The organism is Roseibium sp. JB4-4 (assembly GCF_055693425.1).
This window is the reverse complement of record NZ_CM146333.1, coordinates 3,414,238-3,426,899: the sequence shown is the minus strand read 5'-3', so window position 1 is coordinate 3,426,899 and position 12,662 is coordinate 3,414,238. Positions and strand designations below refer to the sequence as shown.

The following is a 12,662-nucleotide window of genomic DNA, read 5'->3' as shown; positions in this document are numbered from 1 at the left end:
GCAAACTCACAGCAACAATCGACCAAAAGATTGGCAGTTTTCTGCCTTATCTTTCACCTTCTGCCCGTTTGGCATGCAACTTGAATGCAAGTCTCCCCAAAACGCTTAACGAATTGGCAATTTGCCTAACTGGGGGTCAATCATGAATTCAACTGGAGTGGGCGGAGACGTCTTTTTTGTGCTGGTCGGAGCAATCCTCGTCTTCGCAATGCATGGCGGGTTCGCTTTTCTTGAGGTCGGAACCGTTCGGCATAAAAGCCAAGTCAATGCACTGGTGAAGATCCTGGTCGATTTCGCGCTATCGACCGTCACTTACTTCTTTGTTGGTTACGCATTCGCCTATGGCACGACATTCCTCGTCGACGCCGCAACACTGTCCGGTGGTGGTGGAGGATTTGAACTCCAGGGCCTGACACTGGTGAAATTCTTCTTCCTGACCACCTTCGCGGCAGCCATCCCTGCGATTATCTCCGGCGGGATTGCGGAGCGAATGAAATTCTGGCCGCAATGCATCGCGACAGTAGCCTTGGTCGGTATCGTTTATCCGCTCTATGAGGGAATAGTGTGGAATGGAAACTTCGGTTTTCAAGCCTGGTTGGAAGCAACATTCGGAGCACAATTCCACGACTTTGCCGGTTCTGTCGTCGTTCATGGGGTTGGCGGCTGGATTGCACTTGGAGCCGTGCTCCTGCTTGGTGCACGCATGGGCCGTTACGATTCCAAAGGACGTCCGATCGGCATCCCACCATCTTCCTTGCCCTGGCTTGCCATGGGATCCTGGATGCTTTGTGTCGGCTGGTTCGGTTTTAACGTTATGACCGCTGGTTCCCTGGGAGCAGCTTCAGGCCTCGTTGCAATCAACTCGCTGATGGCGATGGTTGGCGGCATTCTGGCTGCTCTGGTCGTGGGAAAAAACGATCCGGGTTTCGTTCACAACGGCGCACTGGCCGGTCTGGTCGCCGTTTGTGCTGGGTCCGACATCATGCATCCGATCGGCAGCCTGATCGTTGGAGCAGGTGCCGGCGCTATCTTTGTCGCCGGATTTGAGATGTGCCAGAACAAATTGAAAGTCGACGACGTTCTGGGCGTCTGGCCACTTCATGGTATCTGCGGTGCATGGGGCGGTATTGCTGCCGGGATCTTCGGTCTCGAGTCGCTGGGAGGCCTTGGTGGCGTTTCCTTGATGTCTCAGATCATCGGCACCGTGGTCGGGGCGACCTATGCACTAGCTGCCGGGTTTGTGGTCTACGGCATCTTGAAAAGCACCATGGGCCTGAGGTTGTCGCAAGAGGAAGAGCACCTCGGCGCGGATCTCGCGATTCACAAGATCAGCGCAAATCCGGAGCATGACCTTGGCCGTTGACTGAACTGACAAATTAGGGATTGGATCGGCGGCCCACCGGGCCGCCGTTTTTATGCAAGGGATCCGTTTTTCAACAATTCCGCCAGGTTCTGGTGAGTATCGACCACCTGATGCGCACCGGCTTCTTCAAGCTGAGCAGCATGCGTATCATGACTATGACCACCGCCAACAAATCCCCAGACGGTCATTCCCGCTGCAAGCCCGGCTTTCACACCGTTTGAACTGTCTTCAATCACCAACGTTCTCGCGGGTGAAACACCGAGTTTTTGCGCCGCGAACAAAAACAGGTCGGGGGCCGGTTTCCCGTTTTTCACCTGTTCGCCCGAATAGATATGCGGATCGAAATAGGAAAAAAGCCCGGTGTGTCGAAGCTTTTGGATCAACCGCTGTAATCTTGATGAGGAAGCGACTGCCCGAAGGCCCTGGTGTCCGTTCAAAAGCTGTTTGATACCCGAGATTTCCAACAGCTCCGTTTCCATCCGCCGCATCGTTGCAATATCGAGCTCTTCGAAGAAATTTTCAGGCAATGGACCTTTGCCAAGTTCACGATGATCCCGGTCAAGCGCCGCCCAGAAGTCCTCACTTCCAAGCCCCTGAAATCGGTCCATGTACTCATCCAGATCGTATTGAAGACCAATCCGCGCGAGATGCTCGCGTTCCACCTGAACATAAATCGTCTCCGAATCGACCAGAACACCGTCGCAATCAAACAGGATTGCCTCAAAAGCCATCGAACTCTCTTTCCTATGTCGTTCTCAATGTGAACCGTCGAACAGACCCTTAACCACCTGTCTTTGAAACAAGATGACAAGTAGCGCCGGAGGCAGAATTGCCAAGATAGCCAGCGAAAGGCCGAACAGGCTCGCACGACCGAAAAACTGCATGCCGCGAACGAGCGTATAAGTACTTTCTTCGGACGTGACGATGACTGGCCACAAGTACTGGTTCCACCCGGTCACAAAGAGGACCAGGAAAAGAGCCGCCGCGGTCGGCACAGACAGGGGCAACAAAATATCCTTGAAAAACTTGATCGCACCGGCGCCATCAAGACGCGCGGATTCCATCAGCGTATCGGGTACCGTCATGAAAAACTGCCTGAAAAACAAGGTTCCCAATCCGGACGCCACAAGCGGCACGATCAACCCTGCACGCGTGTTGACCAATCCCAGATCGGCAACAACCGCATAAGTTGGCAAAAACCGCGATTCCAGCGGAAACATAAGACTGAGCAGCAGCAGCCAGAAAATGGCGGAAGCGTACTTCACGCGGAAATAAATCAACGAATAGGCCGCTAACAAGGACACTGCGACCTTCAAGGCCGCAAACCCCGCACCGAGCAGAAACGAGTTCCAAACCATGGTCAGCACGGTGACATCGCCCGTAAATCCGGCATTCGCTGATATCAATGTCCCATAATTCTCCAGAACTGCAGAGCCAGGGTCCAGGCGCGGCACCACCGGAACACCCGGTGCATGCGTTGTTGCCGCAAAAATTGAATAGACCGGCAAACACATGAACAATGCGCCCGCAATGAGTATGGCGTGATCAAGTATGCAGGCCTGCCACCGGCGAAATGAATGCATCAGTGTCTCTTCCAGCCTCCGCTCACGCGACCTGCGCCAACCCCATCAAAGAACGACAATACCGGATTGCTTCGCCTTGTGTTCAGGTTCCACATGAATGGTAATTCGCGCACCCGGTACATCTTCTGCAATGGCAACTTCGATCCTGTCACAGATTTCGTGCGCCTCCTCAACGGACATTGTTCCGGGCACAACCAGATGAAAATCCACGAACGTTGATCTGCCTGCAATTCGCGTCCTGAGATCATGAGCCTCAAGGGCGCCTTCGCCGTGTTCTGAGATTAAAAGTCTTATTTTTTCAAGAACATCACCGGATGCCGCCTCGTCCATCAAACCGCCAACGGATTCCTTGACCAGCTCCCAACCGGTCCAAAGTACCGTCAAGCCGACAACGACGGCCAACATAGGATCAAGGATTTTCCAGCCGGTCATCAATACAAGAACAACACCGGCAAGAACACCGGCCGAACTGATGACATCGGTCATGAGGTGCTTGCCATCAGCAACCAGAGCCGGAGATCTGGTTTGCCTGCCAAAATGCATCAGGTATCTGGCCCATGCGCCGTTTATCAGCGCCGCTGCCAGGTTCATTGCGATACCTTCAAGGGAATATTCGGGGTTGTCGCCTTGAATGAAACCCAGCCACGCCGCCCGAAAAATCATGATGGAGGCCAACACAATCATGACGCCGACGAGAACAGCGGCAAAATACTCCGCCTTGTCGTGACCATAGGGATGGTTGCTGTCGGCCGGTTTCGCGGCAAACCAGATCGCCGCCAATGCGGCAATGGAGGACGCAATATTGACGATGGTTTCAAGCGCGTCTGAATAGAGAGCAACAGAGCCAGTCAGCAGGTAGGCGCCAACCTTTAGGCACAGAACCAGAATACCGATGGCAATGCTTGCAAAGGCAATCCTGAGCCTTGGTTTCAGGTCCACTCCAGTCCCCCGGCACAAGCTGCAAGACAGTCAGGTCAGGCAGCAGTGTTGACCTGGCAAGGGGTAGCAGTTTTTTCGTCGGTGACAACCCGGTTCAGGAAATTAAATCCAGCGCGGGAAAGTTTCAGACAAGCTGAAACCATCGCCCTATCGGTTCAAGAACCGCCGTTCCAATCCATCACCGCAGCTCCGATGATTTCCCCTGGTCCATCGGGTCCCTCGACCTGCACCAGAATTGCGCACCGCGCGTCGCCTTTCAGCATCAATTTGGATTTTGGCATCCGAAAGGTTTCAGCACCTCCCGACCACATACCCAGAGGCTGTAGGTTACGCACCACGTTGACATACTTGATCTTTCGACCGGCATTTTCACCCCGGCCGATATCCACCATTGCCTCATCCTGGATGTTGAGAAAATAGACGGTCGCCATCTCTGCGCCTTCAGGCAGGAGCCCATCGACTTTGGCCTCGACAACCATGTCGGTAATTTTCAGATCCACTTTGGAAGTAAACGGTTGGGCGCGCGCAAGCGCTGCGCGGACTTCCCCTTCCCGGCTACCAACCACGTGTTCTTCGCCATTAATGACCATTTGTGGCGTGTAGACGGATCGATCTCCGCGCTGATTGGCATAAGCGCGCTGACGCTGCGAATAGACCGGGCTGGCAAGTGTGTCCTTCCAACCCAGATAGTCCCAATAGTCCACCGGCATCAAAACCGTCAGGGTATCTTCGCTGTTATTCTTCACCAGGTCCTCTGCCAACCGGTCTGCCGGCGGACAGGACGAACACCCCTGGCTTGTGAACAGTTCAACGACTTTTTTCGGCTGTGCTTCTGCAGTGTTCCAGGCTGTCGTCACTATTAACGCAGCAACCGCGACCAGCCCGGACCGGAACGCCTGCCCGGCTTTCCAGCGAATATGACCCACCATTTGGCTCGTTTCCCTTATTTGCTTGATGACAAGATAGGCAAACAGACCTTCAATCGCGAGTCACGAGCCAGTGACTTTGCCTGCGATTCATAGGTTTCGCAGAAACGTGACTTTCACCAAATTTACAGTGACCGCACCCACTGGAAGGTAATTGCAATTCAAAAACAGTGCCGTACTCAACCACCGGCCAGTATTTTTCAAGTTCCGGAAGGAAAGTCTCAGCGTAAGACTGTGGACCAAGCGGGCCAATGAACTTGTAGCGGATCATACCTTTTTCATCGACAATGAAGGTTTCCGGCACGCCGTAAACGCCCCAGTCAATCGCTGCCCGGCCGGAAGCATCCGCGCCAACCCGGTCATATGGGTTTCCAAGGCTGCCAAGGAAGCGCCGGGCGTTTTCAGGTTTGTCCTTGTAGTTGATACCAACCATTTCGATACCATCTACTTTGGCAAGTTCTTCCAGAAGCGGATGCTCTTGTCGGCAAGGTCCGCACCAGGATGCAAACACATTGACGACAGAGACCTTGCCCTGAAGGTCATCACTGGAAAATCCGGCAACTGCGTTGCCGTCTTTCTCCAGTCCCTCGACAGGTTCAAGTACAAACTCAGGCGCAGGTTTGTTGATCAGCGCAGACGGGATCTTCTGAGGGTCCCCACCGAGCGTCAGCTGAAACAGGAAAAGTCCCGCCAGGGCCGCAAAAACCACCAGAGGCAACAGAACAAGGATAGGAATCCCGCGCTTTGGCTGTTTTGTGTCGGCTTCTGTGTCGGATGCGCTCATGAAACTATCTGCTCCCATCCTGCGGTCGCGCGCGCGCAATTCCCTGGTCCGCCAGTTCTTTCAGAGCCTTCTCCTGATTGGAGCGGTCGATCCTGACCCAGGCGATCAGCACAAGCACGGTCAAAAGACAAAGGCCATAGGAAGAAAGAATGAAACCTGCATGTGGTCCAAGATCCATCGGTCTACTCCGCTGCCTGTGTGGAAGCTGTGGCAGTGCTCGGAAAAGAAACGCTGGCTGCCCGTTGACGCAGTGCCCTTACTCTGCGGCGCATAATTTCATTGCGCATGGCCATAAGATGCAGAACAAAAAACAGCAAGGTGAAGGCAATGGCCATGATCACAAGAGGCCACAGAATGTCCGGGTGAATGGTTGGGCCATCCATCCGCACCACACTTGCCGGCTGGTGCAAGGTGTTCCACCAATCAACGGAAAATTTGATAACCGGCAGGTTGAGAGCACCGACCAGTGTGAGAACCGCCGCCGCCTTTCCTGCCTTGATCGGATCATCCATAGTCCGCCAAAGCGTCATCAGTCCGAGATACATGATCAGGAGAACAAGAACGGACGTAAGACGTGCATCCCACACCCAATAGGTTCCCCACATGGGTTTTCCCCAAAGAGACCCGGTCACCAAGGACATAAAGGTGAAAGCCGCACCGATTGGTGCCGCGCTTTTAGCCGACACATCCGCCAGCGGGTGTTTCCACACCAGCGTCCCGAGCGAAGACATGGCCATGATCGAATAGCACATCATCGCCAACCAGGCGGCCGGTACATGAATGAACATGATCCGCACCGTGTCGCCTTGCTGATAATCCTCAGGTGCAACGAAGAAACTCATGTAGAGACCGGCAGCGAAGGCCAGCACACACAAACCGATCAGCCAGGGCAGAACAATCTGCACCAGCCTCAAAAACCGCGTCGGATTTGCATAGTCCCAAATAGACATCGAAGCTCTATCTAATTCCCTCTCCGCTGTCCTTCAATGCACCGAAGAACAACAATCGCGCCTTGCTTTCGATCAATTCTAAAAATTTAAGGCAGAAATCCAGTTCAGTCACCCGCAAAACGCAGCGCAAGAGCTGCGGCAATCGGCCCGATCACAGCGGCGATTAGCGAAAGCGAACAAAGGATCAGGAACGGCGCCATAAACGGCACAGGATCATGGATGGCGGCATCTGCTGCGCTGACACCGAAAATCAAGACCGGTATCGCGAGTGGCACGACAAGCACAGCCAGCAACAGGCCACCCCGGCGCAACGACACGGTCAAGGATGCTCCGATCGCTCCGATCAACGTGAGCGCCGGTGTGCCGACAAGAAGTGTCAAGGTAACGGCACCCATCGCAACAGGGTCGATGTTGAGAAAGATCGACAAAAGAGGTGCCGCGACGACCAAAGGAAGGCCTGTCGCCACCCAATGGGCAAAGCACTTGATCAGGACGACCAACTCCAATGGCCGTCCTGCCATCAGCATCAGATCAAGCGTTCCGTCCTCCCGATCCGCCTGGAACAAGCGATCAAGACCGAGAAGCGTTGCAAGCAGCGCTCCAATCCAAAGGATCGCGGGTCCAATTCGGGCCAAAAGATTGAGGTCCGGCCCGACTCCAAAGGGAATGACGGTTACAACAGCAAGAAAGAACAGCACGCCAACCATCGCACTGCCGCCGATCCTTACGGACAGGCGCAAATCGCGCTGAAACAGCACCATGGCCCAGGATGACATCAGAAATCCTCCTCTGTCAGCAGTGCCTCAACGATTTCCGCTTTCAGGTGCAGGATCTGAACCTTGTCGAGCGCCAGGTCGGTATGGGTCGCAGTAACGATAAGCCCCCCATGCGCAATATGCCCGTTCATAAGCTCGAGCAACTGGCCTTCCGACGCCTTGTCGAGTGCTGATGTTGGTTCGTCCATCAGCCAGACAGGGCGCGGTGTCACAAGCAATCGACACAATGACAACCTGCGCCTTTGGCCGGCGGAAAGATAAGCTGCCGGCAAATACGCGGTATGACCGATACCCAGAACCTGTAGCGCTTCAAGCGGCTCCATTTTTTGACCGGCAAAGGACGAAACTGATACAGGCGCAGAAAAACTCTGCCAGAAGACAAGGTTTTCAAGCACTGACAACGCAGGTTTAACTGCATCTTGATGGCCAAAATAGTGCGCCTGTTCCTGTGGCTGTCTGTCATCCTGCCCACCTTCCAGGCGAATTGATCCTTTGCTCAAAAAGACCAGGCCGGCAAGCGTGCGAAGAAGCGAAGATTTGCCAATACCGTTCGCGCCCGTGACGACGAGCGCGGTGCCACTTTCAAGCGTGAAGGAGAGGTCCTGAAACACACGGCGTCCGCCACGGTCTATGGTCAGGTTTTCCGCAATAAGTTTCAGGAGATACTCCGGCGTTCTTGAAGAGGACATGCCTTGTTAGTGTGCAGTGAAGGCCATTGGCAAGAGCGCAATGAATGGCATCAGTTTGCCACCATGCCCTTGATCTCGGTCATTTGGCGATCGATTGGCCTATCGCAGATGCTTATTAAAAAAGACCAGAGCTGTTTCAAATGCTCCGGTCTTCTTCTTAAGAAAACAAAAACAGAGACTTATCTGGTTTCGACACCAAGTTTCCTGCACAACTCGTCCAACTGCTCAAGCGACGTGTACTTGATTTTCAGGTCGCCGGATTCCTTGCCGGACTTATGACCGACGGTTACTTTGAGCCCCAGCGTATCGGCCAGGCGTTTTTCCAGCGCTTTCGTGTCGGCATCCTTTTCAGCCTTCACGGCCGGCGCCTTGTTACCCTTCAATCGTGCTAGAGCATCCGGATCCTGGGAAATCTTTTCCGCATCCCGGACAGTCAAGCCCCTTTCGACAATCAATTCGGCAAGGGCAGCTGGATCCTCAACTGTAATCAATGCGCGTGCATGACCGGCCGTAAGCAGCCCCTCCGCGAGATAATCTTTCACGGAATTAGGCAATTTCAGCAGCCGCATAGTATTGGCAACATGGCTGCGGCTTTTGCCGATTACCTTGGCAAGCTCACCCTGGCTATAACTGAATTCCGCGGTCAGCTGCTCATAACCCATCGCCTCCTCAATGGGGTTGAGATCAGCCCGCTGAACATTCTCAATGATTGCAAGTTCCAGAGCTTCCTGGTCTGTAACATCCCGCACGATGATAGGAGCTTCATGAAGACCCGCCCTTTGCGCAGCCCGCCACCGACGTTCACCGGCGATAATCTCAAACCTATCGGATTTGCCGGCTTCCGGGCGCACCAGAATGGGCTGCACAATACCTTTGGCTTTCAAAGATTCGGCTAGATCGGCAAGGTCTTTCTCCGTGAAAGTCTTGCGGGGATTGCGCGGGTTCGGAACAAGATGCTCAATCGGCACCTTGCGTGTATCTCTGACGATCTTCTCAGGTGCTGCGGTCGCTTCCGGCGCAGAATCGCCGATCAATGCTGCCAATCCTCGGCCCAAACGTTTGTTTTTGCCGTCTCTTTCCGCCATGCCGCACCTTTTTCATCTTAAAATTCAATAGCTTAGTTCTCCAGCACTAGTGAAAGCACTGCGCAACGAACCCATCGGATCGGATCCGAATCTTATCAGGCAGCCACTTTGCGCAACCGCCGCTCTCGCTGGATGATTTCTGACGCGAGCCGCAGATAGGCCTGACTGCCAGCACACTTCAGATCATACAACAACGCCGGCTTGCCATAGGACGGTGCCTCGGAGATCCGAACATTGCGTGGAATGATGGTTTCGTAAACCGCGTCGCCCATCGTTTCTCGAACATCCGCCACAACCTGATTGGAAAGATTGTTGCGGCTGTCATACATGGTGAGAACAATGCCATGAATACTGAGTTCAGCATTCAATGCGCTCTTGACCTGTTCCACAGTGCTGAGCAATTGGCTAAGTCCTTCAAGCGCAAAGAATTCACATTGCAGCGGCACCAATATGGAATGAGATGCTGAAAGAGCGTTGATCGTCAGAAGGTTCAGCGAAGGCGGACAATCGACCAGCACATAAGTGAAGCCGATTTCCTGAAACAGCCTAGATCTGGTCAGACTTTCAATTGCAGCCCGCAACCGGAAGGCCCGGTCGCTGGTCGATGCGATTTCGAGCTCCAGACCCAGGAGATCCATGGTGGACGGAGCGACCCAAAGCCGTTGCACCGCAGTTTCACGCACCGCCTCAGCCAGAGAACAGTCGCCGCTCAGAATTTCATAAGTCGACAAACCACGATCACGATGTTCAATCCCAAGACCCGTCGAGGCATTGCCCTGAGGATCGAGATCAATCACGAGTACCTTCTCGCCGATCGCAGCAAGCGCCGTGCCGAGATTGATTGCGGTGGTGGTTTTCCCCACCCCACCTTTTTGGTTCGCCAACGAAAGCACACGCGGCATTTCGGGAAGCATGCTCATTGCCACAACACCTTCCTGGGCTACTCCGGCCGGTTAGAAATATTTGAGAAAAGAAGCATCCGGCTCTCAGGATCAACAACACTGATCTTTTCTATCATGTCGAAGTGCCAACGGGCAGAGGCTTCGTTAACTTCTCGTTGAAAATCCTGACCTTTGTGGAAAACAGCCTTTGCACCTGTCACCGTAAATGGCTCGGAAAGCTGAAAAAGAAGGTCCAGGGAAGCCAAAGCGCGTGCGGAAACGGCATCGACGGAACCATGCGGCCACTCTTTCGCAACCGATTCGATCCGCCCGGCGTGAACCGTTCCGCTGGAACCCGTCTCTCTAAGAGCTGTTCGAAGGAAAGCCGCCTTGCGTTGGTTGCTCTCGATCATGTGCACATGAGCGTCGGGATCTTCAGCAAGCAGAATGGCTGTCACCACACCGGGAAACCCGCCACCGCTGCCGACATCGACCCAGGTTTTGGCCTCTGGATAACTCCACTGGGTCTGGAGGCTATCGGCGACATGACGCGTCCAGATTTCTGGAATTGTCGAGGGAGCAATGAGGTTTTGTGCGGGTTGCCACTTGAGAACAAGGTCAACATAGATCCGGAGTCGTTCCAACGTTTCACGTGAAACATCCCCATAGTTTTGCACAGCCTTTCCAGAGCTGTTCAACACGATTGAACGACCCATCAGACCGCTCCAATCTTCTGACTACCGCGCTTGAGATGAGACAGGATCAGCGTCAGGGCCGCGGGTGTTATGCCATCCATACGAGAGGCCTGACCCAGCGTCGCCGGACGAATGTCGGTCAGTTTCTGCTTCACTTCATTCGACAGACCAACGATTGCTTCGTAGTCGAAACCATCCGGGATCGCCAAAGCTTCATCCCGTTTCAGTGCTTCGATATCCGCCATCTGCCGGTCGAGATAAACCGCATAAAGCGCGTCTGTTGCCACCTGCTCTGTGATGACAGGATCAATCTCTGCGAGCTCCGGCCAAATGCCTGTCAGCAACTCGTAGGTTACATTCGGATAGGAAAGCAGATCGAAGGCAGACCGGCGCACTCCATCCTGGTTGATGGGCAGGCCTTTCTTCTGTGCTTCTGACGGTGTCACAGAAAGCTGATTCAAAAGCGTACGTGCTTCGCCAATGGTCGCCATCTTTTTCTCAAACGCCAGGCGTCGTTCTTCTGAAACGCAGCCCACCTCCAGACCAAGAGGCGTCAGTCTCTGATCGGCATTGTCGGCACGCAAAGACAAGCGATACTCGGCACGCGAGGTAAACATGCGATATGGCTCGGAAATACCTCGGGTGATTAGATCGTCGATCATCACACCAATATAGCCCTGAGAGCGATCGACAATGAACGGCGGCTTTCCAGCTTCTGCCAGTGCCGCATTCAAACCGGCCACCAGTCCCTGAGCCCCGGCTTCCTCATATCCGGTCGTACCGTTGATCTGACCTGCCAGATAAAGACCCTGACATCGCTTTGCCTCCAGTGTCGGCCTGAGCTCCCGCGGATCGACGTGGTCATATTCAATTGCATATCCCGGCTGGAAGTATTCAACATCTTCCAGGCCGGGGATGGTTCTCAAAAAGGCGATCTGCACGTCTTCCGGCAAGGAAGTCGAGATACCGTTCGGGTAGACCGTGTGGTCATCAATGCCTTCCGGCTCTAGAAAAATCTGATGGCCATCACGCTCGCCAAAGCGAACAATCTTGTCCTCAATAGAAGGACAATATCGTGGCCCGCGACCTCTGATCTCTCCAGAATACATAGCCGACCTGGAAAGATTGTCTTGAATGATCTTATGAGTCTCGGGCGTCGTCCGCGTGATATGGCAGGGCACTTGAGGCGTTGTGATCGTTTCGGTCATCGTCGAAAACGGAACCGGCTCTTCATCACCTGGCTGAACTTCCAGCCGATCCCAATGGATTGTCCGTCCATCAAGCCTCGCGGGCGTTCCGGTTTTTAGCCGCCCGAGCTCAAAACCAATTTGCTCAAGCGATTCAGACAGACCAAGAGCCGGAGCTTCACCCGACCTGCCGGCAGGAATCTTACGGTCGCCAATGTGGATCAGACCACGCAGGAAAGTTCCGCTCGTCAGGACGATCCTGCGACACGAAACGCTGCGCCCGTCTGCCAGGTCAAGTCCTGAAACGACATGGCCCTGAGCTTCGTCGCTGAAGAGGATCTTGAAAGCCTCTCCTTCGACGACCGTCAAACCATCAATGGCAGCAATCTCTTTCTGCATTGCTTCACGATACAGCTTTCGGTCGGCCTGGGCACGCGGCCCTCGAACCGCAGGACCCTTTCGCCTGTTGAGCATGCGAAACTGGATACCACCCTTATCGGCGACACGTCCCATCAATCCGTCGAGGGCATCAATCTCCCTGACCAGGTGACCTTTGCCCAATCCACCAATCGCCGGATTACAGGACATTACTCCAATGGTGTCGAACCGATGTGTCACGAGAGCCGTGTTGGCACCGGCACGCGCTGCAGCTGCGGCTGCCTCGCACCCGGCATGACCGCCACCTATTACGACCACATCAAATGTCAGGCCCTTGTCGCTCATAAAGTCTCACCGTCTTGACCGGGGCCACTGCGTTGTTCAAGCGCCCGCCAATCCATCATCTTCAATTTTTGGGATCCGTAT

Annotated in this window: 13 protein-coding genes and 1 pseudogene; 1 reads left to right on the top strand and 13 read right to left on the bottom strand. The window is 54.2% G+C overall.

All coding sequences use genetic code 11. The features are described 5' to 3' along the window. The first annotated feature begins 142 nt into the window (after positions 1-142). Entirely contained in the window at positions 143-1,363 is a 1,221-nt protein-coding gene (locus ACZ1HV_RS16040; RefSeq protein WP_472715727.1) for an ammonium transporter, read from the top strand. Positions 1,364-1,413: 50 nt separating this feature from the next. Here the strand turns inward: ACZ1HV_RS16040 and ACZ1HV_RS16035 are convergent, their stop codons facing one another. The 13 genes and pseudogenes from ACZ1HV_RS16035 to mnmG form a co-directional block, all read right to left on the bottom strand. Then, positions 1,414-2,094, bottom strand: coding sequence for an HAD family hydrolase (locus tag ACZ1HV_RS16035; RefSeq protein WP_472715726.1), 681 nt, complete (start codon positions 2,092-2,094; stop codon positions 1,414-1,416). A 24-nt stretch (positions 2,095-2,118) separates the two neighbouring features. Next, positions 2,119-2,946, bottom strand: a complete 828-nt coding sequence (locus ACZ1HV_RS16030; RefSeq protein ID WP_472715725.1) for an ABC transporter permease subunit — start codon at positions 2,944-2,946, stop codon at positions 2,119-2,121. Positions 2,947-2,991: 45 nt separating this feature from the next. Next, positions 2,992-3,879 (bottom strand): cation diffusion facilitator family transporter, encoded by an 888-nt coding sequence (locus ACZ1HV_RS16025; protein ID WP_298964486.1) that lies wholly within the window; start codon positions 3,877-3,879, stop codon positions 2,992-2,994. Positions 3,880-4,040: 161 nt separating this feature from the next. Continuing rightward, on the bottom strand, positions 4,041-4,814 hold the full coding sequence (locus ACZ1HV_RS16020) for a DUF1223 domain-containing protein (protein WP_298816633.1): 774 nt from the start codon (positions 4,812-4,814) through the stop codon (positions 4,041-4,043). A 193-nt stretch (positions 4,815-5,007) separates the two neighbouring features. Then, a pseudogene (locus tag ACZ1HV_RS16015) lies at positions 5,008-5,595 on the bottom strand (DsbE family thiol:disulfide interchange protein); the annotation flags it as partial. 4 nt (positions 5,596-5,599) lie between these two features. After that, positions 5,600-5,773: a heme exporter protein CcmD gene (ccmD, locus tag ACZ1HV_RS16010; RefSeq protein ID WP_298816628.1), complete on the bottom strand. Its 174-nt coding sequence runs from the start codon at positions 5,771-5,773 to the stop codon at positions 5,600-5,602. A gap of 4 nt (positions 5,774-5,777) precedes the next feature. Continuing rightward, on the bottom strand, positions 5,778-6,545 hold the full coding sequence (locus tag ACZ1HV_RS16005) for a heme ABC transporter permease (RefSeq protein WP_298964401.1): 768 nt from the start codon (positions 6,543-6,545) through the stop codon (positions 5,778-5,780). Positions 6,546-6,649: 104 nt separating this feature from the next. After that, a complete protein-coding gene (gene ccmB, locus ACZ1HV_RS16000) occupies positions 6,650-7,321 on the bottom strand; it encodes a heme exporter protein CcmB (protein ID WP_472715724.1) in 672 nt (223 codons plus the stop codon). Continuing rightward, positions 7,321-8,010: a heme ABC exporter ATP-binding protein CcmA gene (gene ccmA, locus ACZ1HV_RS15995; RefSeq protein WP_472715723.1), complete on the bottom strand. Its 690-nt coding sequence runs from the start codon at positions 8,008-8,010 to the stop codon at positions 7,321-7,323. Before ccmA ends, ccmB begins: the two co-directional genes overlap by 1 nt. Positions 8,011-8,189: 179 nt before the next feature. Further along, entirely contained in the window at positions 8,190-9,095 is a 906-nt protein-coding gene (locus ACZ1HV_RS15990; RefSeq protein WP_298816619.1) for a ParB/RepB/Spo0J family partition protein, read from the bottom strand. A 95-nt stretch (positions 9,096-9,190) separates the two neighbouring features. Continuing rightward, complete coding sequence (locus ACZ1HV_RS15985) at positions 9,191-10,015, bottom strand: ParA family protein (RefSeq protein ID WP_298816617.1); 825 nt, start codon at positions 10,013-10,015, stop codon at positions 9,191-9,193. A gap of 20 nt (positions 10,016-10,035) precedes the next feature. Further along, entirely contained in the window at positions 10,036-10,692 is a 657-nt protein-coding gene (rsmG, locus tag ACZ1HV_RS15980; RefSeq protein ID WP_472715722.1) for a 16S rRNA (guanine(527)-N(7))-methyltransferase RsmG, read from the bottom strand. Next, complete coding sequence (gene mnmG, locus ACZ1HV_RS15975) at positions 10,692-12,581, bottom strand: tRNA uridine-5-carboxymethylaminomethyl(34) synthesis enzyme MnmG (protein WP_472715721.1); 1,890 nt, start codon at positions 12,579-12,581, stop codon at positions 10,692-10,694. The genes rsmG and mnmG overlap by 1 nt, the downstream gene beginning before the upstream one ends. Positions 12,582-12,662: the final 81 nt, after the last annotated feature.